This window comes from Aeromonas rivuli (assembly GCF_020149575.1).
GTDB classification, from domain to species: Bacteria; Pseudomonadota; Gammaproteobacteria; order Enterobacterales; family Aeromonadaceae; genus Aeromonas; species Aeromonas rivuli.
In genome coordinates this window covers 1,567,663-1,591,258 of sequence record NZ_CP079742.1, presented here as the reverse complement: position 1 = coordinate 1,591,258, position 23,596 = coordinate 1,567,663, and the positions used below count along the sequence as shown (strand labels likewise).

The 23,596-nt window shown below is 59.8% G+C and carries 20 protein-coding genes; 13 read left to right on the top strand and 7 right to left on the bottom strand.

Translation table 11 applies throughout. The features are described 5' to 3' along the window. Nucleotides 1–53: 53 nt before the first annotated feature. A complete protein-coding gene (gene seqA / locus KYK33_RS07535) occupies nucleotides 54–587 on the bottom strand; it encodes a replication initiation negative regulator SeqA (RefSeq protein WP_042039711.1) in 534 nt (177 codons plus the stop codon). A gap of 223 nt (nucleotides 588–810) precedes the next feature. Here seqA and KYK33_RS07530 point away from each other — a divergent pair, with 223 nt between their 5' ends. The 4 genes from KYK33_RS07530 to fldA are packed head-to-tail and all read left to right on the top strand — an operon-like array spanning nucleotide 811 to nucleotide 2,761. Beyond that, on the top strand, nucleotides 811–1,605 hold the full coding sequence (locus KYK33_RS07530; RefSeq protein WP_224432579.1) for an alpha/beta fold hydrolase: 795 nt from the start codon (nucleotides 811–813) through the stop codon (nucleotides 1,603–1,605). Nucleotides 1,606–1,661: 56 nt separating this feature from the next. Then, nucleotides 1,662–1,883 (top strand): DUF2788 domain-containing protein, encoded by a 222-nt coding sequence (locus tag KYK33_RS07525; RefSeq protein ID WP_005894863.1) that lies wholly within the window; start codon nucleotides 1,662–1,664, stop codon nucleotides 1,881–1,883. Between the two features lie 17 nt (nucleotides 1,884–1,900). Beyond that, nucleotides 1,901–2,197: a LexA regulated protein gene (gene ybfE / locus KYK33_RS07520; protein ID WP_005894861.1), complete on the top strand. Its 297-nt coding sequence runs from the start codon at nucleotides 1,901–1,903 to the stop codon at nucleotides 2,195–2,197. Between the two features lie 39 nt (nucleotides 2,198–2,236). Next, complete coding sequence (gene fldA, locus KYK33_RS07515) at nucleotides 2,237–2,761, top strand: flavodoxin FldA (RefSeq protein WP_005894859.1); 525 nt, start codon at nucleotides 2,237–2,239, stop codon at nucleotides 2,759–2,761. 72 nt (nucleotides 2,762–2,833) lie between these two features. On the opposite strand, the gene KYK33_RS07510 is transcribed toward fldA, so the two are convergent. Beyond that, a complete protein-coding gene (locus KYK33_RS07510; RefSeq protein ID WP_224432578.1) occupies nucleotides 2,834–3,322 on the bottom strand; it encodes a DUF4442 domain-containing protein in 489 nt (162 codons plus the stop codon). A 241-nt stretch (nucleotides 3,323–3,563) separates the two neighbouring features. Here KYK33_RS07510 and fur point away from each other — a divergent pair, with 241 nt between their 5' ends. Next, complete coding sequence (fur, locus tag KYK33_RS07505) at nucleotides 3,564–3,992, top strand: ferric iron uptake transcriptional regulator (RefSeq protein ID WP_005894855.1); 429 nt, start codon at nucleotides 3,564–3,566, stop codon at nucleotides 3,990–3,992. A gap of 117 nt (nucleotides 3,993–4,109) precedes the next feature. Here the strand turns inward: fur and glnS are convergent, their stop codons facing one another. Further along, the gene (glnS, locus tag KYK33_RS07500; protein ID WP_224432577.1) at nucleotides 4,110–5,771 is read right to left on the bottom strand and encodes a glutamine--tRNA ligase; all 1,662 of its coding nucleotides are present in this window, start codon (nucleotides 5,769–5,771) and stop codon (nucleotides 4,110–4,112) included. Between the two features lie 522 nt (nucleotides 5,772–6,293). Here glnS and KYK33_RS07495 point away from each other — a divergent pair. The 5 genes from KYK33_RS07495 to KYK33_RS07475 are packed head-to-tail and all read left to right on the top strand — an operon-like array spanning nucleotide 6,294 to nucleotide 12,395. Then, the gene (locus tag KYK33_RS07495; protein WP_224432576.1) at nucleotides 6,294–9,125 is read left to right on the top strand and encodes a xanthine dehydrogenase family protein molybdopterin-binding subunit; all 2,832 of its coding nucleotides are present in this window, start codon (nucleotides 6,294–6,296) and stop codon (nucleotides 9,123–9,125) included. Then, nucleotides 9,122–9,652, top strand: coding sequence for a (2Fe-2S)-binding protein (locus tag KYK33_RS07490; RefSeq protein WP_224432575.1), 531 nt, complete (start codon nucleotides 9,122–9,124; stop codon nucleotides 9,650–9,652). The genes KYK33_RS07495 and KYK33_RS07490 overlap by 4 nt, the downstream gene beginning before the upstream one ends. After that, the gene (locus KYK33_RS07485; protein WP_224432574.1) at nucleotides 9,649–10,863 is read left to right on the top strand and encodes a cytochrome c; all 1,215 of its coding nucleotides are present in this window, start codon (nucleotides 9,649–9,651) and stop codon (nucleotides 10,861–10,863) included. The genes KYK33_RS07490 and KYK33_RS07485 overlap by 4 nt, the downstream gene beginning before the upstream one ends. Next, nucleotides 10,856–11,839, top strand: coding sequence for an XdhC family protein (locus KYK33_RS07480; protein ID WP_224432573.1), 984 nt, complete (start codon nucleotides 10,856–10,858; stop codon nucleotides 11,837–11,839). Before KYK33_RS07485 ends, KYK33_RS07480 begins: the two co-directional genes overlap by 8 nt. Further along, complete coding sequence (locus tag KYK33_RS07475) at nucleotides 11,829–12,395, top strand: nucleotidyltransferase family protein (RefSeq protein ID WP_224432572.1); 567 nt, start codon at nucleotides 11,829–11,831, stop codon at nucleotides 12,393–12,395. Before KYK33_RS07480 ends, KYK33_RS07475 begins: the two co-directional genes overlap by 11 nt. Before the next feature lie 250 nt (nucleotides 12,396–12,645). Here the strand turns inward: KYK33_RS07475 and KYK33_RS07470 are convergent, their stop codons facing one another. Both KYK33_RS07470 and nagE read right to left on the bottom strand, forming a co-directional pair. Next, the gene (locus KYK33_RS07470) at nucleotides 12,646–15,309 is read right to left on the bottom strand and encodes a beta-N-acetylhexosaminidase (RefSeq protein ID WP_224432571.1); all 2,664 of its coding nucleotides are present in this window, start codon (nucleotides 15,307–15,309) and stop codon (nucleotides 12,646–12,648) included. A 141-nt stretch (nucleotides 15,310–15,450) separates the two neighbouring features. Next, nucleotides 15,451–16,905, bottom strand: a complete 1,455-nt coding sequence (nagE, locus tag KYK33_RS07465) for an N-acetylglucosamine-specific PTS transporter subunit IIBC (RefSeq protein ID WP_042039724.1) — start codon at nucleotides 16,903–16,905, stop codon at nucleotides 15,451–15,453. A 292-nt stretch (nucleotides 16,906–17,197) separates the two neighbouring features. On the opposite strand from nagE, the gene nagB reads away from it, so the two are divergent. Genes nagB through nagC form a run of 3 tightly spaced genes read left to right on the top strand, consistent with a single transcriptional unit; the run spans nucleotide 17,198 to nucleotide 20,373 of the window. Next, nucleotides 17,198–17,998, top strand: coding sequence for a glucosamine-6-phosphate deaminase (gene nagB / locus KYK33_RS07460; RefSeq protein ID WP_042039725.1), 801 nt, complete (start codon nucleotides 17,198–17,200; stop codon nucleotides 17,996–17,998). A gap of 10 nt (nucleotides 17,999–18,008) precedes the next feature. Continuing rightward, nucleotides 18,009–19,154: an N-acetylglucosamine-6-phosphate deacetylase gene (nagA, locus tag KYK33_RS07455; protein WP_042039726.1), complete on the top strand. Its 1,146-nt coding sequence runs from the start codon at nucleotides 18,009–18,011 to the stop codon at nucleotides 19,152–19,154. Between the two features lie 4 nt (nucleotides 19,155–19,158). Further along, complete coding sequence (gene nagC / locus KYK33_RS07450; RefSeq protein ID WP_224432570.1) at nucleotides 19,159–20,373, top strand: DNA-binding transcriptional regulator NagC; 1,215 nt, start codon at nucleotides 19,159–19,161, stop codon at nucleotides 20,371–20,373. A 417-nt stretch (nucleotides 20,374–20,790) separates the two neighbouring features. On the opposite strand, the gene KYK33_RS07445 is transcribed toward nagC, so the two are convergent. Both KYK33_RS07445 and KYK33_RS07440 read right to left on the bottom strand, forming a co-directional pair. Further along, nucleotides 20,791–22,413 (bottom strand): phosphoethanolamine transferase, encoded by a 1,623-nt coding sequence (locus KYK33_RS07445; protein WP_224432569.1) that lies wholly within the window; start codon nucleotides 22,411–22,413, stop codon nucleotides 20,791–20,793. Between the two features lie 388 nt (nucleotides 22,414–22,801). Then, nucleotides 22,802–23,542: a YebC/PmpR family DNA-binding transcriptional regulator gene (locus KYK33_RS07440; RefSeq protein WP_224432568.1), complete on the bottom strand. Its 741-nt coding sequence runs from the start codon at nucleotides 23,540–23,542 to the stop codon at nucleotides 22,802–22,804. Nucleotides 23,543–23,596: the final 54 nt, after the last annotated feature.

Sequence of the window (23,596 nt, the reverse complement as noted above, 5' to 3'; positions counted from 1 at the left end):
TGCGAAGGCCCCGCACATTCAAAAACAAGAACCCTGTGAGCCGAGGCTCAGGATCATACGGTGCCGCATGCCTCGGCAATCAGGGCTTCGTCATAGCCCATGCTGGCCATCAGCTGGGCAACCATATTCTGCTTGCGACTGGTGTTGGTATTGGTGATCACCCAGAAAGGGGTATCCGGTACCGGCTTGGGCTTGGTGGTGCTGCCACTGGCGCGCAGGGCCTCGGGATCCTGGGAGAAATAGACGCGCTTGCGCCCTTTTATCTCGGTTGCCTGGGTAAATTTCGCCGGATCATCCCGATAGAGCGCCCCCAACAGCAGCATGAAACGGTTGATGGATTTCTCCTCCTGCTGCAGGGCCCCCGACGCCAGCAAGGCCTGTATCCCAGACTTGTCCTGAGTGACAGGGGCCATGGTCTGCACGGTCGCCGGCGTCAACGGCTCAGCCTGGCGCGGCGCCGCGTTCAGCTTGGCGTGAGCGGACTGCTCCAGCAGGCGGCGCAATATATCGGAAGCACTCTCGCCAATGTGACGGGTCTGACTGGCAATATAGAAGTAGAGATCGTCATCAAGTTCGATGGTTTTCATAGGGTTGGCGCTGGGCTCACAGAAAGTGGGATGGTGCGATTATACATAGCCAGACCCGGCGGCCCAAGCGGCCCGTCAGATGTGCATGAATCTCCTCGAGAATACGGCATAATGGCGCATCAGATAGTGATCCAGACCACCCATGGCGCATTTCTGGCCCACAGGAGCGAGAAACCTGAACCAGACGCCAGGATCCCGGATTGACCGCACAGGAGAACCATCATTGTCAGCCCCTTCATCAACCCTGCCGCTGCTTAATTACAAGGATCAAGGTCAGGGCCCGGCCGTGGTATTGATCCATGGCCTCTTTGGCAGCCTGGACAACCTGGGCCTGCTGGCCCGTGCGCTGACGGACCAGTATCGCGTCATCAGCCTCGACTTGCGCAACCACGGCGCCTCCTTTCACTCGGATGAGATGAGCTATCCCCTGATGGCGGCCGATCTGCTGGCGCTGCTCGATAGTTTGCACATCGAGAAGGCGAGCCTGATTGGTCACTCCATGGGAGGCAAAGTCGCCATGCAGCTGGCCAAACAGGCGCCCACACGGGTCGAGCGGCTGATAGTGGCGGACATGGCACCGGTCGCCTATCCCCATGCCCGTCATCAAAATGTGTTTGCAGGGCTCAATGCCACCCTGGCCACTCCGCCTCAGAGCCGCAGCGATGCCGAGGCGCTGCTGGCGCAACACATCGAGATCCCGGGAGTACGGCAATTCCTGCTCAAATCCTTCGCCAAGGGGGAATCTGGTTGGGGTTGGCGCTTCAATGTGCGGGCCCTTGAGCACAACTACGCCAACATCATGGGCTGGCCAGATAGTCTGAGCCGTTTCGAGGGGCCGACCCTGTTTATCAAGGGCGGTGAGTCGGACTATATGCTGCCCGCCTATACCGAGACGGTGATGGCCCAATTCCCCGCGGCCAAGGCTCGGGTCATCGCCGGAACCGGCCACTGGTTACACGCCGAGAAGCCGGTTTTGTTCAACAAGTTGGTTGTGGATTTCCTGTCGATAGGCGGTTAACAGTTTCAAATCCTTTGTGATATAGTGCGGCCCGTCATAAGGAGTGTGCGCAATCCATGCTGAGCCAACACATTGAACTGATCGAGAGTCTGGGCCTGAAACTATTCTTCGTGGCTGTCTTTCTATTGATTGGCCTGGCTATCCAGGACGTACTCAAACGCGGCAATGTGCCCCGTTTCGGTCGCTTCATTGTCTGGCTGGTACTGTTTTTAGGTTGCGCGGGTTTTGTCGCCAAGGGGCTGATCGAACTGAGCTGGGAAGGCTCGGGTCTCGGCTAACTGCTCATAGATGAAGTATGGCCAAACAGCAAACTGATCGAACAACATTGGATCTGTTCGCAAATGAGAAGCGCCCCGGCAGGCCGAAAACCAATCCACTCCCCCGCGAGACCCAGCTCAAGATCAACAAGCGCAACCAGCTCAAGCGCGATCGGGAGAATGGACTGAAGCGGGTAGAGTTAAAGGTGGAAGCCGAAATGCTGGAGCGCCTGAACCAACTTGCGCTGCAACAGAACGTCAGCCGCGCCGAGCTGATCCAATCTATCCTGAAGCAACAGATCGACTCTGCTCTCGTGGCGGGTCAGCTGATCTGACCGTTAAGCATCAACACCAAATACGGGTAACTAAACACTATGGCAAGTGTAGGTCTGTTTTTCGGCAGCGATACCGGTAATACCGAAGCTGTCGCCAAGATGATCCAGAAAGAACTGGGCAAACAACTGATTGAAGTCCGTGACATCGCCAAGAGCAGCAAGGCCGACATCGACAGCTTCAGCCTGCTGATGTTCGGTATCCCGACTTGGTACTACGGCGAAGCCCAAGCCGACTGGGATGACTTCTTCCCGGAACTCGAAGAGATCGACTTCACCGATAAACTGGTCGCCATCTTCGGGTGCGGTGACCAGGAAGACTATTCCGAGTACTTCCTCGATGCCATGGGCACCCTGCGTGACATCGTCGAGGCCAAGGGCGCCATCATCATTGGCCACTGGCCGACTGCGGGCTACGACTTCGAGGCCTCCAAGGCCCTGGTCGATGACAAGCACTTCGTCGGTCTGGGTATCGATGAGGATCGCCAACCAGAACTGACCGCAGAGCGCGTCAAGGGCTGGAGCAAGCAAATCCATGAAGAGATGTGCCTCGCCGAACTCGAGTGAGTCATTTCTGATAAAAAAACGGCCCTCGAGGCCGTTTTTTTATGGGATGTTGCGGGGCATTGACCTTGGCTGTCACCCGCCACTCACGCCATCCCCCCTACGCTCCTTGCGCTGGCGCACATAGAGCGTGCGCTTGACCTCGGCGACCAGCTCCCCCTTCTGATCTTTTACCAATACATCAAACTCGGGGAAGTGTTTGTCCCCCTGACGGGTCGCAGCCTGGATCGAAGCCAACTTGGCTTCGGTCAGGTTGAACTCGGCCACCAGCTTGCCCTTGCCTGGCTTGATGTAGTTGATGCTGCCCGCCTTGTCCCACACATAGTAGTGATTCTTGAAGTAACCCATCAGCATCAGGGGATAGATGGGATCCGTCATGGCGAACATGCTGCCGCCAAACTGGGTGCGATTGGCGTTCTTGTTCCACCACCGCGACTTGAGGCTGACCCGGCAAGTGCGAAAATCATCGCTGAGCAGCTCTATCTTGATGCCAGCCCCCCAGAAAGGAGGCCAGGCATTGAGGGCGCGGCGCACCCAGGCCGCATTGTCAAAAAGCCAATCCATGGATCTCATCCGACCAGACAAACAGGTGTTACATCTTAACAACAATCGGCCACCAGACAAGGGGGCGAAAATAATCTAATGCGGGTGTCTTGCGAGAACATCTCGGCTAAACCCCTTTAATCACTGGGTTTATTTCTGGTGACCACAAGACCTATAATGACATCTGACCTGAGTTGAAGGTTGCCATTCCCGCGCCAGTCACTCAGAATAACCCCACCTTCGAGAATGCGAATAAGTGAATATGCCAGACAATAATCAAGCGTTAAAAAAGGCCGGGCTCAAGATCACACTGCCGCGTGTCAAGATCCTCGAGATCCTGCAGCAGCCGGAATGCCAGCACACCAGTGCCGAAGACCTCTATAAACGACTGATCGATCATGGTGAAGAGATTGGTCTGGCGACCGTCTATCGCGTTCTGAACCAGTTTGATGATGCCGGCATCGTGACCCGTCACCACTTCGAAGGCGGCAAGTCGGTGTTTGAGCTGTCGACCCAGGAACACCACGACCACCTGGTCTGCCTCGACTGTGGCAAGGTGATCGAGTTCTCCGACGAGGTGATCGAGCAGCGTCAGCGCGACATCGCCAAACACCACAACATCCGCCTGACCAACCACAGCCTCTATCTGTATGGTCACTGCGCGAACGGCGACTGCAAGCACGACGAATAACGCCGTCGGCCGCGAGCAGCCATGAAAAAGCCAGCATCACGCTGGCTTTTTTTGTGTCCGCAATCCGGACCAGAGTGGCAGGGTCTCCCCTGCCCTCTTCTTGTCAGACCGTAGCGATCAGGCCTCGGCTTTGCCCCAGACGTCGCGCAGGGCCACGGTGCGGTTGAACACCAGCTGCTCCGGGCTGGAGAGCTTGTTGTCGGCGCAAAAATACCCTTCACGCTCGAACTGGTAGGCAAACTCCGGCTTGGCGTCCTTGAGGGAAGCCTCGACCCGGGCACCCTTGATGATCATCAGGGAATCCGGGTTGAGCGCCCCTTCAAAGTCGTCTTCGGCTGCGGGGTTCGGCATCTTGAACAGACGATCGTACAGGCGGATCTCCGCCGGCAGGGAGTGAGTGGCGCTGACCCAGTGGATCACCCCCTTCACCTTGCGGCCATCGGCCGGATCCTTGCCCAGGGTCTCGGGGTCATAGGAGCAGTAGATGCAAGTGACCTTGCCCTCTGCATCCTTCTCGACCCGCTCGGCCTTGATGACGTAGGCATTGCGCAAGCGTACTTCCTTGCCCAGCACCAGACGCTTGAACTGCTTGTTCGCCTCCTCTTTGAAGTCCGCCTCGTCGATGAAGATCTCGCGGCTGAAGGGCAGTTCACGCGTGCCCATCTCCGGCTTGTTCGGGTGAGCCGGTGCGGTCAGCACCTCGTCGGCGGCCAGGTTCTCGATGACCACCTTCACCGGGTGCAGCACCGCCATGGCACGGGGAGCGTTCTCGTTGAGATCCTCGCGAATGCAGGCTTCCAGCATGCTCATCTCGACGATATTGTCCTGCTTGGTCACGCCGATGCGCTTGCAGAACTCGCGGATGGCCGCCGGCGTGTAACCACGACGACGCAGACCGGAGACGGTCAGCATGCGCGGATCGTCCCAACCGCTGACGTGCCCCTCGGTCACCAGCAGGTTCAGCTTGCGCTTGGACATGACGGTGTATTCGAGGTTCAGGCGGGAGAACTCGTACTGACGGGGGTGGCAGTCGATGCTGATGTTGTCCAGCACCCAGTCATACAGGCGGCGGTTGTCCTGGAACTCCAGGGTGCACAGGGAGTGGGTGATCCCCTCCAGGGCGTCCGAGATGCAGTGGGTGAAGTCGTACATCGGATAGATGCACCACTTGTCACCGGTCTGGTGGTGGTGGGCAAACTTGATGCGGTAGATGACGGGATCGCGCATCACCATGAAGGGAGATGCCATGTCGATCTTGGCGCGCAGGCAGGCAGAGCCCTCTGCGAACTCACCGTTCTTCATCTTGGCAAACAGCGCCAGGTTCTCTTCCACACTGCGATCGCGGAACGGGCTGTTCTTGCCCGCCTCGGTCAGGGTGCCGCGATACTCGCGCATCTGCTCGGGGGAGAGCTCGTCCACATAGGCCAGCCCCTTCTCGATGAGCTCGATGGCATAGCCGTGCAGCTTGTCGAAATAGTCGGAGGAGTAGCAGATCTCGCCGCTCCACTCGAAGCCGAGCCACTGCACGTCCTGCTTGATGGATTCGACGTACTCTATGTCTTCCTTGACCGGGTTGGTGTCATCGAAGCGCAGGTTGCATTGGCCCTGGTAATCCTTGGCGATGCCGAAGTTCAGGCAAATGGACTTGGCATGGCCGATATGGAGATAACCGTTCGGCTCCGGCGGGAAACGGGTATGCACACTCTTGTGCTTACCACTGGCCAGATCTTCATCGATGATCTGACGGATAAAGTTGGTTGGGCTGCTCGCCTCGCTCATGAATTCACCTCGAATGTCTCAGCTCATGGGGCAACCGCGCGCCCCCGCTTAGAAACCGACAATGATCCACTATTCATCCATGAGGCTCAACAGGAATTTGCCGCAGCGCCCTGGCTGACATCACGCCAGACGCCATTTACCTCGACGCGGGGTCGCTTCCCGGCCACAGACTTCCTTTATTCCGCCGCCATCGGCTCTCGGGCAAGCTCCTTCCCCACGGAGAAGAGTGGGATGCACCAGGGCATAAAGGTGTCCTGTGAGCACAAACACATGGCTGCTTGATATTGCGGCGAGATCACACTTCAATGTTTTGAAACAAGCTTGTAACATTTAGCAAATCACACCGTGAAGCTGAACAGAGTTGGAACCAACAGAAACCAGGCATTTTCCAAACGGCATCATCCTAGTATCCTATTTACAACTTTGTCATTTTTCTGCGACATCAGGGAAGATGGTCGACAACACCTGTCCCCACCCTTTCCCCCGAGCCACTCGCCTCATCCTCAAACAGGTAGCTGAGCCATGTCCTACTCCGTATCAAGACGTGATTTCATCAAGCAGTGCGTCATAGCCGGCATCGCCGTCTACAGCGCCCCCCTCCTCGCCAACCTCTCCCTGTCCGGCATGGAAGACGAGGTCTTCGATCCCGCCTTGCTCGGCCAATGGAAGCAGGGGGGCAAGGTCAAGTTCCGCAGCGATGGCCTGGCCAAGGTCACCGGCCAGAAGATCTACAGCCGGGACTATCGCGCCCAGGATCTGGCTGGCTGGCCGCCCCAGCAGCAACATGCGCTGCTGATCCGGGTCGACAAGGCGGATCGCCTCTATCTGGGGCTGGATCTCTCCATGCTGCCCGCCAATGCCCAGCCCAGCCGGGTGATCACCGCCGCCGATCTGCTGCGCGATGGCATCGAGCTGCCCGCCTTCTACGGCATCAACATGATGGTGAGCGAGGGCACTACCCCGGACTACCTGGGCCATGCGGCCGCCATGCTGTTCTTCCCGGATTTCGCCACCTTCAACAGAGCCAAACACACTCTGCAATTCAACAACAAGGTGGTGCGCTACGGCGAGGTGACGCCACTGGTCGCCGCCTCCCGCGATCCCTGGGCCTGCTGGCGCATCATCCGGATCGAGGGCAAGCTCGGCATGGCCGATCAGTACAGTGCCTTGCAGAATGGACTCTTCTTCCCGGCCATCGCCAGCCACCAACCGGTATGGCCGACGGCCAGGGCCGATGGCAATGCGGGTGAGCAGGGGATGCATCAGGCCGAGCTGGTCCACAAGGAGCTGGAGGCCGAGGACGCCCTGGTACTGGATCGCACCTATCAGACCCAGTTCATCGAACCCATGATGATGGAGCCGGAAAACTTCAACGGCTGGTTCGACGCCAAGGCGCGCACCATGCACCTAGTGGTGAGCACCCAGTCCCCCCACGACTTCTATTACGAAGCCGCCGAGATGCTGGCCAAGGGGCCGCTGGCCGGCAAGGTCGACAAGCTGGTGGTGCACTCCCCCTTCATCGGCGGTGGTTTCGGGGCCAAGGATCACACCATATTCCCCTTCTACGGCCTGCTCGCCACCCTCTATGCCGACGGCCCGGTGCGCCTGGCCAACGATCGTTTCGAGCAGTTCCAGGGCGGCCTCAAGCGTCATCCGTTCAACATGCACAACAAGCTGGTGCTCGACAAACAGAGCGGCCAGTTCCGTGCACTGATCAGCGCCATGACAGTGGACGGCGGCGGCCGACTGAACTTCACCGGTTCGGTGACCAGCGTAGGTGCCAGCGCCATCCAGGGGGTCTACTACCTGCCCAAGAATGACATCACCGCGGTCGCCCTGCCCTCCGAGAACCCGGACTGCGGCTCCATGCGAGGCTATGGATCCTTGCAGTCCATGGCGGCCATGGAGATGATGGTCAACGAGGCCGCCGCACTGCTGAACATGGATCCGCTGGAGTTGCGGCGCCGCAACCTGATCAAGCCCGGTCAGCCCAATACCCAGGGGGCCATTCCCGAGGGCAACAACCGTTACCCCGAGATCCTGGCGATGGCCGAACAGCACGAGATCTGGGCCCAGCGCCTGGCCAGAAAGCAGGCTTATGAGGCCCAGCATCCGGATCGCCTGCACGGCACGGGTTTCAGCATCACCACCAAGGACTATGGCACCGGCGCCGTGGCCCCCTCCGCCTGTGTCGAGCTGACCAGCAAGGGAGAGATCCTGCTCAAGATCAGTGGCATGGAGATGGGGACCGGGATCCAGACCTCCCAGGCCGAGATCGTCAGTCGCTACCTGGGCCAACCGGCCGACACCATAGCGCTCGCCGAAATCGCGCTCTGGGAGAGCTTCAAGCTGGAAGAGACCGACAACCCCTACACCATCTCCCAGGAACGCCAGGACGAGATGCAGAAGAACCCGCGCTGGACCCTGGCCATTCCACAGGCCTCATCGGCCTCCATCTCCTCCTATTTCCAGAGCCACGCCACCGTCACCGCGGCCCGCATCCTGTTCGAGCAGACGCTCTGGCCGGCGGCAACCGCCATCTGGCGCAAGCAGTACTTTGTCGGCCAGGCGAACCTGGATCTGGGCCCCGCCAGCGAGGCGAGCTGGACAGCTGCGGGGCTGACCACCCGTGGCATGCCGCCGCTGCCGCTCGCCCTGCTGGCGGCCCACGCTCACGCCAATGGCCTCATCACCGGCGCCATGGTGCACAGTTTCAACCGCTGGGCCTGGGCCGAGTGCGACTTCACCATAGAGGGACAGAGCCAACGTCTGCCCATCGATGCGCTGGCGCTGCGCTACGGCGACGGGGCCAGCAGCGAGAAGCGGGCGCAGGCCGACGCCAACGGCTACCAGCTGCTCGATCGCACCCAGGCCCACTATCCCAGCACCAGCCTGAACAACGCAATGGTGACCTACTACGCCCCCTGCGCCACCCTGGTGGAGATAGCACTGGAGAAAGGCTCGGGCAAGGTACATATCCTGTCCGCCCACAGCTGGCTGGACGCCGGTCGGGTCATAGTCCCCGAACTGGTGGAAGGCCAGATCCAGGGCGGCCTGGCCATGGGGGTCGGTCATGCGCTGTATGAGTACCTGCCCGCCGGGCAGGACGGGCCGGGCAACGGCACCTGGAACCTGAACCGCTATCGCGTGCCCACCGCAGATCAGCTGCCAGTCTGGAACCTGACCCACACCCTGCTGGAGCCCCTCTCGCCGACCGATGCCACCAAGGGCATAGGCGAAGTGGTGATGATCCCCGTGGTCGCCGCCCTGGTCGAAGCCATCTATCAGGCGACCGGCACCCGCTTTTACCATCTTCCCGTCACAGCAACCGACATTCAGAAGGCCATCCAATGACCACAGTAACCATGACCATCAATGACCGTCTCGTCGGCCCGCTCGAGGTGGATGACAACACCATGATGATCGACTTCCTGCACGAGTATGTGAACCTGACCGGCACCAAATTCGGCTGCGGCGTCGGCGTCTGTCATGCCTGCACCATAGTCGTCGACAAGGAGGATGGCAGCAGCGAGAGCGTGCGCACCTGTATCAACGGGGTGGGCCGCTTCAACGGCAAGCGAGTTCGCACCGTGGAAGGACATGCAATGCGCAACAGCATGGGCAAGATCATCGCACTGAGTCCGGTGCAGCAAACCTTCCTGGATCACTTCTCCTTCCAGTGCGGCTGGTGCACCTCGGGTTTCGTCAACGAGACCACTGTGCTGCTGGAACGGCTGCGCAAACAGCCGGTGGGGGTGGCCGATCTGGAGCAGACTATCTCGGCGGCACTGAACGATCACGTCTGTCGCTGCACCGGCTACAAGAAATACTACGAGGGGGTCAAGACCATGCTCATCAAAGAGGGAGTGGTCAAATTATGAACCTCTCCAGACTGGCATTAGCACTGCTGCTAGGCATCGGGGTCGTTACCGGCGCCAAGGCCCAGGATCCCTTGGTTGAGCAAGGGCGTTATCTGGCCAAGGTCGGCGACTGTGCCGCCTGCCACACGACCGAAAGCGGTCAGACCTACGCGGGTGGCCTGGCCTTTAAAACCCCTTTTGGCGTCATCTACTCCACCAACATCAGCGCTGACAAGAAACAGGGTATCGGCAACTACAGCTATCAAGACTTCTATGAGGTGATGCACAACGGCAAGGCGCCAACAGGGCGTCTCTATCCCGCCATGCCTTACACCTCCTATCACCTGGTCACGGATGCAGACATGAAGGCGCTCTATGCCTACTTCATGCAGACCAAGCCAGCCGCCACCCCGAACCGTGACAACGAGGTCGGCTTCCCCTTCAATGTGCGCACCGGGCTATTGGGCTGGAATCTGGTGGCTCATGACGACACCGCCTTCGCCCCCGACGCAACAAAAAGCGCCAATTGGAATAGGGGTCGCTATCTGGTAGATGGCCTGGGGCATTGTGGCGAGTGCCATACGCCACGCAACTTCTTCATGGCAATGGATTCATCCCACTATCTGCAAGGGGCCAGGATCGAAGGGGTGATGGCCCCCAACATCACCGCCACCGAGCTCAGGCGTCAAGGCTGGACCCAGGACTCCCTGAGCAAGCTGCTGCAAAAAGGCTACTCGATCAAAGGGGGCGTCTTCGCAGGCATGTATCCGGTGGTGGAGAAGAGCTTTGCCTATCTAACAGAGGAAGACATGCATGCGGTGACCAGCTACCTGCTCGACAGCGACACGCCCCTCTCATCCCCTGAGCCCAAACCGGCTACCCTGGATACCCGGCATCCCGGTTATGCCCTCTATCGCAACTACTGCACCGGCTGTCATGGCCAAGACGGTCAGGGCAAGCCGAACGTGACTCCGGCCCTCTCCAGCAATGGAACCCTGGATCAGCCGAGTCCAGTCAATACCCTGGCCATACTGCTCCATGGGATCCCGGCCCAGAACTACAGCCAGACCGAGCGCTTTGCCCCCATGCCCGGGTACATCAATGAGATGAGTGATCAGGATCTCGCGGATCTGACCAACTTCCTGCGCCAGACCTGGTCTAGTCAATCCGTCAAAGTGAGTGCCGACGAGGTCAGGACGCTTAAGCAGGAGCTGGCCGAGCATCATGAGTGACCATCACGTCGAAGTACTGCGCCAGAGCTTGACGTGGCTGGCCCAGGGCAAAAGCGTCTGGCTGTGCAGCATAGTGGCCACCTATGGCTCGGCCCCTCGTCCCAGGGGGGCACTGTTTGCCACCGATGGTCTCTGTCGCAGCGGCTCCATCTCCGGTGGCTGCATCGAGGATGCCTTCGTCGAGAAGCTGGCCAGAGGGGAGCATGACGCCCCCCTGAGCCTGCTCGACTATGGCTCCCACCTGACCCCGGATGGCAGCCAGTTCGAACTGCCCTGCGGGGGCAGCATCCAGCTACTGGTCGAACACCTGATGCCGGGGGATGAGGCCACCCAAGACTTGAATAGGTGGCTGGCCTTGCTGCAAGGCACCACCTCCTTCGTGCGAGAGGTTCGCATTGCGCAAAGGGAGAGGACCTACCTGAGCGGCGAACGCCTTTGCGGGGACGAGCCAGGGGTCGTCCGCCTCGCCTATGCCCAGCGCTGGCGCCTGCTGCTGCTGGGGATCAGCCAGGTGAGCGAACAGGTGGCCAGGCTCGGACAGGCCGCCGGCTTCGAGGTCTTGCTCTGCGATACCCGCGAAGCTTACCGATCCGACTGGCACTGGGGACCCGAGCAGGGGGGCATAGCGGTGCAGTGGTGCGATCCCGAACGTTTCGTCGAGCGTCACGCCACAGCCCAGAGCGCCGTGCTCGCCCTGGCCCACGACCCCCGCATCGATGACGCCGGGTTGATGGCGGGGCTCGAATCCGACGCCTTCTACCTGGGCGCCATGGGCTCGGTACGCACCAGCGAGCGCCGACTGGAGCGATTGCAACGGATAGGGGATAGCAGCCAGGCGCAGCTGGCGCGGATCCATGCCCCCATCGGACTGCCCATCGGCAGCAAGTCCCCGATCGAAATCGCCATTGCCACCCTGGCCGAGGTGATCGCCGTCCGCCATGGCATCCGCATGAGACTCAAGCAAGATGCAACCTGAACGGGTCGCCCTGCTGCTGGCCGCCGGCTTCTCCCGTCGCTACGGCAGTGACAAACGTCTGGCGGGTTCGCCTCCGCTGATCCTGCGCACCCTGGCGACCCTGCTCCCCAACCATGATCGCGTACTGGTGGTGCTGCGCCGCGAAGACGAGGTGCTGCGCCGCCTGCTGGCGGACTCCGGGGCAGCGTTGACCCAGGTACCGATCGACGGCGGCCTGGGGGACAGCCTGGCCCATGGTGTCCGTACCCTGCTCAGCCAAGATGGGCCCATCCACAGCCTGCTGGTGGTACTGGCCGACATGCCACACCTCTCCCCCGCTAGCCTCCAGGCCTTGCAGGTCGCCCAGGATGGCTGCTCGCTGGTTCGCCCCGTTTACCTGGGGGAGCAGGGCCACCCCGTCAGCTTCCCCGCCGATCTGCTGGCCGAACTGGCCCGCCTCTCTGGCGATCGAGGCGCCAAGCAGGTGCTGGATCGCCACATCGACCGGCTGATCTGTCTGACACTCAACGATCCCGGCTGCGTGCAGGATATCGACTGGCCAGACGACCCGCTCTGACCGGCCAATCCTCTGGGGCAACATTTTCCCGCACCTTTCACTCCATCCCCGCCAGACTCCGTCCGGCGCCCCCCTGCACGACAGATAAAAAAAGACCCCGCACCAGGCGGGGTTTCAAGATGAAAAATCAAAACAGACTCACACACAACAAAGGTTCACACGCACAGTCAACCTTTCCCAAAGCCGATGGCAGATCGGCCTTGGGAAAGGTGGGTCTTGCGACCCACCCGGTGTCAACGGTCAGCAACCATCAGTTCAGTTCGGTGACGCGGCCAGTGCGCTTGCCATCGAAACTGGTGGTACGCAGGTATACCTTGCCTGTCACGGTCGGCTTGGCCGCCGCGTCATAGGCGTTCCAGTGCTTGCCATCCAGGCTGTACTGGATGGGCAGACCCGGCAGATCCACGTTCGCTTCCAGCTTGCCGTTCACCACCTTGGCGCCCGGCACAGAGAGACGATATTCGACGCCCTGGAGATCCAGTTTCGGCAACTGGCGCTGGCCCAGCAGGTTGGCAAAGCGGTTCCACTCCTTGGCCAGGGTCGCCTTGTTGACGAACTGGGTCTCACCGGAGAACTCGCGGCCCTTCACGTAGGGCAGCTCGAAACCACCTTTGTGCCAAGCACGCTCGGCCACCGAGAAGATACGCGGATAGACCATGTACTCATACTGGGCATCGGTGCGGACCGTTTCGCTCCACAGCTGGCCGGACATGCCCTTGAACTTGACCGCATCCTGATCGCCCTTGGCGACGAAGGCATTGCCATCCCGGTCGACCGAGGTCTCGGCGTTCTGCGGCAAGTTTTCCGGGGCGAAGGCGAACACCTTGCGGGTGTCATTGAAGCGGGTCGCCCAGTAGTAGCCGCGCTCGGCCGGATGCACCTCGTTCGGGAAGTCGAAGTAGAGGTAGTCCGGGTTGGAGAGCACCACCTCATAGCCCTTGTGCGCCCACTTCATCGCCTCGTTGAAGCCGCCCCAGTAGAGGGTTTCCCAGAAGTTGACCCGGGTCTTCTCGGTGGCGAAATCCTTGGCGCTGTTCGCGTACTTCAGACCATCTTCCCACGCCTGCAGGGTGGAGAAGCCGTGGCCCTTGACCATCTCGCTCACTTCCTTGGCGAAATAGACAGGCAGCTCCTGCACATCGGCAATCTTGCCGTCGGCGATCATCTTCTGGCACAGGGGGGACTTGCCAAACGGCTTGTCCTGCTTGCTCCAGTCGATATTGCCCTTCCAGGCCACCAGATCGGCGGGCTTGGTGGTGGCCGGATCCTGATAGCCCCCGCCCAGCATGATGTTTTTCGCCTCGTCACCGCCATAGTGCCAGGCGGTCAGCGGCTGGCCGGCGGCCTGGTGCATCTGGGCCACTTCATCCATCACCTTGGCCACGAAGGTGGCGGCACCTGGCTGGCAGGGGTTGATAAAGGACATCTTGTCGTAGAACTGCACCGAGGTGATGTTGGAGCTATCGGCCGGATCGGTCAGGCGATACTGGTTCGCTTCGGTTTCTTTACCCTCGGCCATCAGCCGCTGGTAACGCGCCTCCATGGAAACCACCGCCGCACGGGCATGGGCCGGCATGTTGATCTCCGGCACCACGGTCACGCCGCGCGCCTTGGCGTAGCGTACCAGTTCGATGTAATCCGCCTTGCTGTAGAAGCCGGAACCCTGGTTGTCCGCAGCCGGACCCGAGCCCAGCTGCGGCAGCAGACACTTGGTTTCGGACAAGTCGTGGCAACGCTCGGCACCGACCTCGGTCAGCTCCGGCAGACCGGGGATCTCCAGGCGCCAGCCCTCATCGTTGGTCAATCCCAGATGCAGCACGTTGAGCTTGGTGGCCGACATCTGGTCGATCAGCTTGTGCAGGGTCTGCGGGGTTCTGAAGTGGCGGGCCACGTCGGTCTGCATGCCGCGGTATTCGAAGCGCGGTGCATCCTCGACGCTCATCTGGCTGACCCGCTTGTCATCGACCCCTATCAGGGAGATGAGGGACTGGGCCCCCCAGAAGGCGCCATTGACATCGTGACCACGGATGATGGCGCCATCCTTGCCGATGTCGAGCTGATAGCCTTCGGCCTGTTTGACCTGGCTGCCGAGCTTGATGGTCACGGGATAGCCGGTGTCGGAGAGGGTAACACCCAGCTTGGTCAGTGACGCCTTGATGGCCTCAGCGCGATCGGTCGGCAGGTCCAGGGCATCGAGCTTGATGCTGGCGAGATCCACCTGCGGACCCACCTTGATGAGCTGTTTTGCCGGGGTCGGCAGTATCTGGTTATCGATCTGCTGTGCGGAGAGCAGCGTGCTGGTGCGGTTGGCCTCATAACGGGTCTGCGCATTCATCAGAACGTTGTTGTCATCCTTGGTGCGCTTCCAGCCATCGGCCGGCATCGGCGTCTCATAGCTGGTGGCATCATCGATGTTGCGCATGCTGGCGATCACCTTGGGTTCGGCACCCTCGGCGGAGACATACCAGCTCGGCATGATGTCAGATTCGAACAGTACCCAATACTCCACCACCAAAGGCACTTCGACAGTGACATCCTTGGCAAAACCCTGGAACTTGTCGGTGGGGGTCAGGCGATATAGGTCGCCGGTCAGATGCTCGATGGCAAACTGATCGTTGTCGACCCGTTGAATGCGACGGATGGAGGAGACGTAGATCTCCCAATCCTTGGAATTAACGTCTGCGCCCTGATTGGTCAGGTGCAGTTTGGCCACGCCACAGCTGGCCCATTCAGAACCTAGCGCCTGGCAATCCAGACCGGCTCCGGCACCATCATTGGTGACGACTTCGTACTTGACGACGAGGTTGCTTGCGAGGGAATCGACCAGGGCCTGGTTGGCGGCATCGGCGGCCATGGCAGGCGCGGCAAAAACGCCAGACATAGCGAGGGCTAAGAGAGAGATCTTGAGTGTCATAACTGCTGCTCTTGGTTGAAGTAAAGATTGGAATTGCTTGGCTTTTTTTATGGTGGGCCCCATAGGCGGGGCCCTATTTATGTCAACAATGGACTTAGGCTTGAGCGGACGGGCAGGAGGAGGCGCCCGTCCGGGTAACACTTAACGCAGGGACTTCATCTCACCGGCAATGATCTCGGCCAAGGGGCCCAGAATCACTTGCAGGTTCTGTTCACCCAGCTTGACCACACCGGCGGCGCCGAGGGCCTTGAGCTGACGCTCATCGACGATGCTGCGGTCTTTCAGGGTCAGACGCAGACGGGTGATGCAGGCATCGATAGTGACCAGGTTGTCATGACCACCCAGCACTTCCAGATACTGCTTGGCCAGCTCGGTACGGTCAGTTATCTCGGCTCTGGCCGGGATGGCTTCGTCGTCTTCACGGCCCGGGGTCTTCAGGTTCAGCTTGACGATGACCAGACGGAACACGCTGTAGTAGATGCCGAAGAACACCAGACCTTGCAGCAGCAACATGTACCAGTTGACGGCCAGCGGGTTGCGGCTGGAGAGCACCATGTCCACCAGACCGGCACTGAAACCGAAACCGGCAATCCAGTGCATGCTGGCCGCGATGAACACGGAGATACCGGTCAGTACGGCGTGGATCACGTAGAGCACGGGGGCCACGAACATGAAGGAGAATTCGAGGGGCTCGGTCACACCGGTGAAGAAGGCAGCGAAGGCGGCTGCGATCATGATGGAGGCGACCTTCTCTTTGTTCTCTTTCTTGGCGGTGTGGTAGATGGCCAAGGCGGCGCCCGGCAGACCGAACATCATGATGGGGAAGAAGCCAGCCTGGTACATACCAGTCACACCGGCGACCGCTTTACCGGCATCGATGGAGCTCTGACCGCCCAGGAAGTTCGGGATGTCGTTGATGCCAGCCACGTCGAACCAGAATACGGAGTTCAGGGCGTGGTGCAGACCGATCGGGATCAGCAGACGGTTGAAGAAGGCGTAGATACCGGCACCGGTAGAGCCCATGCCGACGATGGACTCGCCGAAGTGAACCAGACCACCGTAGATGACAGGCCAGACAGCCATCAGCACGAAGGAGACCGCCATCATGACCACGGAGGTGATGATGGGAACCAGGCGACGGCCGGAGAAGAAGGCCAGCGCCTTGTGCAGCTCGACGCTGCTGAAGCGGTTGTACAGCTCAGCCGCGATGACACCGGTCAGGATACCGATGAACTGGTTGCTGATCTTGCCAAAGGCAGCAGGAACCTGCTCGAGCGGGATACCTTGCAGCTGGGCAACGGCGCCCGGGCTCAGCAAGGTGGTGACCACCAGGAAACCGACCAGGCCGGCCAGGGCGGCGGAACCATCTTTATCCTTGGACATACCGTAAGCGACACCGACCGCGAACAGGATCGGCATGCTGTCGATGATGGCGGCACCGGCCTTGATCAGGAACGCGGCCAGAGGGCTGCCGCCACCCCAACCATTCGGGTCAATCCAGTAACCTATGCCCATCAGGATCGCTGCGGCAGGCAATACCGCTACCGGCACCATCAGGGCACGGCCGATCTTCTGTAAATAACCGAGAATGTTCACGGCTCCTCTCCTTAGTAAGTGTTTTTCTATGAGTTAATGTTTTTCTATAAATTAAGTGCTTATTACGTTCAACGCATAAGCCATCAAGGCTTGATTGGCAGTCTAGGTCTTTTATTTCGCTTCGCAAATTAATAAAGCCATAATCGTGATCATTATCACCCAAACGACATAAAGTTAGCGGATAGATGTGGCTTAGTTTCCAATCTTTATTTACGCTATGAAACAACTAAGATTTGCCATTACGTCTTACCATCGTGCCCATGCCGGTGACAACAAACTAGAGGTACTCGAAATGCGTCTGATCCCACTCAAGTCAGCCAGCCAAGTCGGTCTGTGGTCTGCCCGTTACATTGTCGATCGCATCAACGCTTTCCAGCCGACCGCCGAGCGCCCCTTCGTGTTGGGTCTGCCCACGGGCGGCACGCCGCTCAATACCTACAAGCGCCTGATTGAGTTGCATAAAGCGGGTGAGGTCAGCTTCGAGCACGTGGTGACCTTCAACATGGACGAGTACGTTGGCCTGGCCGAGGAGCATCCCGAGTCCTACCACAGCTTCATGCACAACAACTTCTTCAGTCACGTCAACATTCGCCCGGAAAACATCAACATCCTCAATGGCAATGCCGCGGATCTGGTGGCCGAGTGCAAACGCTACGAAGACAAAATCAAGTCCTACGGCCGCATTCATCTGTTCATGGGGGGGGTCGGCAACGATGGTCACATCGCCTTCAACGAACCGGCTTCTTCTCTGGCGTCCCGCACCCGGGTCAAGACCCTGACCGAAGATACCCGCATCGCCAACTCCCGCTTCTTCGGTGGCGACATGGAGCAGGTGCCCAAACTGGCCCTGACCGTGGGCGTGGGTACCCTGATGGATGCCGAGGAGATCCTGATCCTGGTGATAGGTCACGGCAAGGCCCTGGCCCTGCAAGCGGCCGTCGAAGGTTGCGTCAACCACATGTGGACCATCTCCACCCTGCAACTGCATCCCAAGGGCATGATGGTGTGCGACGAGCCCTCCACCATGGAGTTGAAAGTCAAGACTGTCCGCTATTTCCAGCAGCTGGAAGCGGACAACATCGGTCGTCTGTGAGGGTAACGCCATGTACGCATTGACCAACTGCACCCTCTACACCGGCAGCGAAGTGCTGACCGGCCATGGGGTGATCATCGATGGCAACCAGATAGTCGCCATCAAGCCCCTGGCGGCGCTGCCTGCGGACGTGGCTCGCCACGATCTGGACGGCGCCAACCTGAGCGCCGGCTTTATCGACTTGCAGCTCAATGGCTGCGGCGGTGTCATGTTCAACACCGATATCACCGCCGAGACCCTGGCCACCATGCAGGCGGCCAACCTCAAATCCGGCACCACCAGCTACCTGCCGACCCTGATCACCAGTCCGGATGCGGACATGAAGCAGGCGGTCGCGGTCACCCGCAGTTACATGCAGGCGCGCGCCAATGAGGTGCTGGGCGTCCATCTGGAAGGGCCCTATACCAACCTCAAGCGCAAGGGCATACACCCGGCGGATCAGATCCGCCAGCCCGCGGACGAGATGATCGACTTCTTCTGCGCCAACGCGGATGCCATCGCCAAGATTACCCTGGCCCCGGAGCGCAACAGCCCTGAGCACATTCGTCGCCTGGTCGAGGCCGGCATTCTGGTCTCAGCGGGTCACACCGCGGCCAGTTACGAACAGGCCATGGCCGGTTTTGAGAGCGGCATGCGCTTTGCCACTCACCTCTATAACGCCATGACCCCGACCGTGAACGGCCGCGAGCCAGGTGTAGTCGGTGCCATCTACGACAGGGATGATGTCTACACGGGTGTCATCGTCGATGGCCATCATGTGCACTGGGCCAACGTGCGTCTCGCCCACAAGGTGCTGGGGGAGCGACTGGTGCTGGTCACCGATGCAACCGCCCCGGCCGGTGCGCCGGAAGGCTTTGAGAAATTTGATTTTTGTGGCGCCACCGTCTATTTCCGTGATGGTCAGTGCGTCGATGAGAATGGTACACTCGGCGGCTCTGCCCTCACCATGATTGAAGGGGTGGAAAATCTGGTCAAACAGGTGGGGTTACCCCTCGCCGAAGCGCTGAGAATGGCCACCCTATACCCTGCACGCGCCATTGGATGGGACTCACGTCTCGGTAGTATCCAGGTCGGCAAGATAGCCAACCTCACCGTCTTCGATCAGGCCTTCAAGGTCCTCGGGACCGTGGTTAACGGACACTACACACAACAGTGACATCATGACTGGCGGACAAATAGCAAACGTAGACCTTATCAAGCAGGTCAATTGTGCAGCCGTGTATCGGCTCATCGACCTGCAAGGCCCCATCTCCCGGGTCAAGATTGCCGAGTTGAGTCACCTGGCCCCGGCCAGCGTGACCAAAATAACCCGGCAACTGATCGAGCATGGTCTGATCAAGGAGACCTCACCGCAAGCCTCAACCGGCGGGCGGCGTGCCATCTCCCTCACCACCATCAAGAATCGGTTCCAGTTTGTGTCCGCCAAGTTGGGTCGAGGCTACCTGCAACTGAGTCTCTATGATCTCGATGGCAAGGAGCTCGACCAGCACATCACCGAAGTGACCGAGATAGACCAGCAACCCGTGGTCGACATGCTGCTGCGCGAAATTGGCGCCTTCATCGACGCCCATCAGGAGCGCAGCCGCAATCTCATCAGCATCGCGCTCACTATGCCGGGCCTGGTCAATCCGGAATCGGGTATGGTCATCTATACCCCCAAATACCAGATCCGCAACCTGGCCCTGGCCAAGTTGCTGGAGAACCACTTCAACCTGCCCTGCTACGTCGGCAACGACACACGCTCCCTGGCACTGGCCGAACACTTCTTCGGCGAGTCCCGCGACTGCATGGACTCCATCCTGGTCAGTGTTCACCAGGGTGCGGGGTCGGGCATCATCACCAAGGGCAAGGTGTTCCTCGGCCAGAACCGCAACGTCGGCGAGATAGGCCACATTCAGGTCGAGCCCCTCGGCAAGCGCTGCCACTGCGGCAACTTCGGTTGCCTTGAGACCATCGCCTCCAACGAGGCCATCGTCGACAAGGTCAAGGAGCTGATCAGCCGCGGCCACCAGAGCAGCCTGCAGGACAAGTACATCAGCATCCATGAGGTCTGCAAGGCTGCCCTGGCTGGCGATGAACTGGCGCGCAGCGTGATTGAGAATGTGGGCGAGCATCTGGGCCGGGCCGTGGCCATCACGGTCAACCTGTTCAACCCGCAGAAGGTGCTGATCGCAGGCGAGATCACCGAAGCCGAGGAGATCCTGTTCCCGGCCATCCGTCGCTGCGTCGAGCATCAGTCCCTGCCAAGCTTCCACCGTGGCCTGCCCATCGTGAAAGCCCGCTTCCAGAACCAGCCCACCATCGGCGGCTTCGCCCTGGTCAAGCGCGGTCTGCTGGAAGGGGATCTGCTGCAGATCATCATGGAACAGAAGTGACGGCGCGCCGCTGAGGCGGCAGGTCAGATACCACAACGGCAGCCAATGGCTGCCGTTGTCATTTGTGCGTTGTCACACCCCTTCGCCGCTATCCTGCCCGGCAGGGCTTGAACAAGTCCAAGGCATCATCATAGGCACTGGTTTTGACGTTCATGATGCCCAGTGCTGCATGAGGGGAACAGCTGAGAATAAACCCACTCACCCTGCCCGGCAGGGCTTGAACAAGTCCAGATCACCATCGTAAGCACTGGTCTTGACGTTCATGATGCCCAGTGCTGCATGAGGGGAACAGCTGAGAATAAACCCACTCACCCTGCCCGGCAGGGCTTGAACAAGTCCAAGGCATCATCATAGGCACTGGTCTTGACGTTCATAATGCCCAGTGCTGCATGGGGGAACAGCTGAGAATAAACCCACTCACCCCGCCCGGCAGGGCTTGAACAAGTCCAACTCGCCATCGTAGGCACTGGTCTTGACGTTCATGATGCCCAGTACCGAGTGGAACAGGTTGTCCTGGGAGAAGCGCTTGGCCTGTGCCTCCTGCTTGAGGCAATCGAGACTCAAGCCATCCTCCTGGGCGGTGCGCGGCGCCATCCAGGTTAGCATGGGCACCACCGTCTGATCGTCCGGCGCGAACTTGTAGGGGGTGCCGTGCAGATAGAGTCCCATGGCGCCCAGGGACTCCCCGTGATCCGACAGATAGATGAGCCCCACATTGTACTCCGACTCCAGCCCCTTGAGGGTGTCGATCAGCTGCCCTATCACCTTGTCGGTGTAGCGAATGGTGTTGTCATAGGTATTGACCAGCTCCTCGTTGGTGCAATTTTCGATGTCGCTGCGCGGGCAATCTGGCACGAAGGCGCGCTCCGTGGCCGGGTAGCGCCGGTAATAGGTGGGGCCATGACTGCCCATCAGGTGGAAGGCCACCAGCTTGTTGCCTGATTTCATCCCGGCAATCTGCTGATCCAGCCCCTTGAGCAGCACACCGTCATAGCAGGACTCGCCTTTACAGAGCTCGGGATGCTCCTTGGGATCGACCACCTGGGTCGGCACCCGATCGCACACCCCTTTGCAGCCGCCATCGTTCTCCTTCCACAGTACCTGCACCCCGGCGTGCTGCAACACATCCAGCAGGCCATCCTGATGACGGGCCCGGTTCTCGTCATACTCGCGCCGGGTCATGTTGGAGAACATGCAAGGCACGGAAACCGCCGTGGCGGTGCCGCAGGAGCGTACATGGCGGAACGACACCAGACCCGGCTCCTGGTCGGTGAAGGCGTTGGTGTGCTTCTCATAGCCGTTCAGGGAGTAGTTCTTGCTGCGCGCCGTCTCCCCCACCACCAGGAACATCAGGGTCGGTTTGCTGTGGCCTTCGGCCGCGACCACGGCGTCGCTTCCCAGCGCCAGGAAGGGCATGGCCGGGGTGAAGAAGCTGGTTTTCACATACTTGAAGATGCCGGCCACATAGTTGGCGGGCACTATCTCCTTGGCCATGGTGTGATTGTTGCGGCCCACCGAGGCGTAATCCTGATAATAGAGGGCACCCACGGCGAAGATGAGCAAGGCGGAGAGCCCCATGCCCCCCAGCCGCAGGCCCAGCCCCTGGTACCAGCGCGTGGGATATTCAATCTTGAGCAGCAGCAGACAGAGGGTTGGCAGCACCCCCGTCAGCATGAACCAGGTCAAGACGGAGCCATTGAGATAAGAGCCCGCCTCCCCGACATTGGTTTCCACCACGTTCTGCACCATGTTCTGATCGAAGATGATCCCGTATTTGAGCATGGCGTAACTGGCCAGGGAGCCAATGAGGATCAGCACACTGAAGAAGGGCTTGAGCAGGTATCGAATGCTAAACGGCAGGAACACCAGATTGAGCGCCGCCAACAATAGCAGCGGAATGGAGAGCACGAAGCCGACCTTGACGTGATCGAGGCGAGAGAGGGCGTGATAGAAGTGCAGGAAGATAGGCCAGTTGAATACCAGAGTAAACAACAGCACCAGCAGGACATTCACCTTGATGGCACTCATAGTGATACGCATAGACAGACTCCGCTAACCAGATGACAGGCTCACCGGGAGCCAGACTTGGCAGGCATCATAGGAGTCGAGACTTAAGTGAAAATTAAGATGAAAGCCCATGGAGGCAAAGAGACATACAAACCGGGCTGGGGTGGCAGGCAAGCCATGATGACGCACCGGGCTGCATCTCCCTTTGGCAACATCATAAAAAACGGCAGCCCGTGGGCTGCCGTTTGCTGTCTGTGCGGGCCTTCGATCAGAGGGTCGCAGCCACGTCGTCGGAGGAGTGTGGCACCGTTGTGATGCCACTTCCTCTAAGGTGCAACCTGACGCTCAGAGGGTCGCGGCCACGTCGTCGGAGGAGTGTGGCACCGTTGTGATGCCACTTCTTCTAAGGTGCACCTGACGATCAGAGGGTCGCGGCCACTTCGTCGGAGATGGAGCCGTTGTGGTACACCTCCTGCACGTCGTCCAGGTCTTCGAGCATGTCGATGAGACGCATCAGCTTGGGGGCAGTCTCGGCATCCAGCTCGGCTTCGGTGGAGGGGATCATGGTCACTTCGGCGTTCTCGGGCTTGAAGCCAGCCGCTTCCAGGGCATCCAGCACGGTACCGAAGTCATTCGGAGTGGTGTAGACCTCAATGGAGCCATCCTCTTCGGTGACCACATCATCGGCACCGGCTTCGAGCGCCGCATCCATCAGGGCATCTTCATCGGCACCGACGAAGGTCAACAGCCCTTTCTTGCTGAACAGGTAAGAGACTGAGCCGTCAGTACCCAGGTTGCCGCCACACTTGTTGAAGGCATGACGCACTTCGGCGACGGTACGGTTGCGGTTGTCGGTCAGGCACTCCACCATGACCGCGGAGCCCGCCGGGCCGTAGCCTTCATAGACGATGGTCTCGAGCTGCTCGCCGTCGCCACCACCGGCCCCACGCGCGATGGCGCGGTTGATGGTTTCCCGGGTCATGTTGCTGGTCAGGGCCGCAGTCACGGCGGCACGCAGGCGCGGGTTGTTGGCGGGATCGGGATCGCCGATGCGCGCCGAGGTGGTGATTTCACGGATCAGCTTGGTGAAGATTTTACCGCGCTTGGCGTCTTGCGCCGCCTTGCGGTGTTTGATGTTGGCCCATTTACTGTGACCTGCCATAAAAACGCTCCGTTATGATTTCAAATCAATGAGATAAGTCTGCTGATATGGGCC

What these genes read in the sequence shown, in the direction of transcription:
- seqA (WP_042039711.1), bottom strand. Translation starts at nt 587, where the DNA reads ATGAAAACCATCGAACTTGATGACGATCTCTACTTCTATATTGCCAGT.
- KYK33_RS07525 (WP_005894863.1), top strand. Translation starts at nt 1,662, where the DNA reads ATGCTGAGCCAACACATTGAACTGATCGAGAGTCTGGGCCTGAAACTA.
- ybfE (WP_005894861.1), top strand. Translation starts at nt 1,901, where the DNA reads ATGGCCAAACAGCAAACTGATCGAACAACATTGGATCTGTTCGCAAAT.
- fldA (WP_005894859.1), top strand. Translation starts at nt 2,237, where the DNA reads ATGGCAAGTGTAGGTCTGTTTTTCGGCAGCGATACCGGTAATACCGAA.
- KYK33_RS07510 (WP_224432578.1), bottom strand. Translation starts at nt 3,322, where the DNA reads ATGGATTGGCTTTTTGACAATGCGGCCTGGGTGCGCCGCGCCCTCAAT.
- fur (WP_005894855.1), top strand. Translation starts at nt 3,564, where the DNA reads ATGCCAGACAATAATCAAGCGTTAAAAAAGGCCGGGCTCAAGATCACA.
- glnS (WP_224432577.1), bottom strand. Translation starts at nt 5,771, where the DNA reads ATGAGCGAGGCGAGCAGCCCAACCAACTTTATCCGTCAGATCATCGAT.
- KYK33_RS07495 (WP_224432576.1), top strand. Translation starts at nt 6,294, where the DNA reads ATGTCCTACTCCGTATCAAGACGTGATTTCATCAAGCAGTGCGTCATA.
- KYK33_RS07490 (WP_224432575.1), top strand. Translation starts at nt 9,122, where the DNA reads ATGACCACAGTAACCATGACCATCAATGACCGTCTCGTCGGCCCGCTC.
- KYK33_RS07485 (WP_224432574.1), top strand. Translation starts at nt 9,649, where the DNA reads ATGAACCTCTCCAGACTGGCATTAGCACTGCTGCTAGGCATCGGGGTC.
- KYK33_RS07480 (WP_224432573.1), top strand. Translation starts at nt 10,856, where the DNA reads ATGAGTGACCATCACGTCGAAGTACTGCGCCAGAGCTTGACGTGGCTG.
- KYK33_RS07475 (WP_224432572.1), top strand. Translation starts at nt 11,829, where the DNA reads ATGCAACCTGAACGGGTCGCCCTGCTGCTGGCCGCCGGCTTCTCCCGT.
- KYK33_RS07470 (WP_224432571.1), bottom strand. Translation starts at nt 15,309, where the DNA reads ATGACACTCAAGATCTCTCTCTTAGCCCTCGCTATGTCTGGCGTTTTT.
- nagB (WP_042039725.1), top strand. Translation starts at nt 17,198, where the DNA reads ATGCGTCTGATCCCACTCAAGTCAGCCAGCCAAGTCGGTCTGTGGTCT.
- nagA (WP_042039726.1), top strand. Translation starts at nt 18,009, where the DNA reads ATGTACGCATTGACCAACTGCACCCTCTACACCGGCAGCGAAGTGCTG.
- nagC (WP_224432570.1), top strand. Translation starts at nt 19,159, where the DNA reads ATGACTGGCGGACAAATAGCAAACGTAGACCTTATCAAGCAGGTCAAT.
- KYK33_RS07445 (WP_224432569.1), bottom strand. Translation starts at nt 22,413, where the DNA reads ATGCGTATCACTATGAGTGCCATCAAGGTGAATGTCCTGCTGGTGCTG.
- KYK33_RS07440 (WP_224432568.1), bottom strand. Translation starts at nt 23,542, where the DNA reads ATGGCAGGTCACAGTAAATGGGCCAACATCAAACACCGCAAGGCGGCG.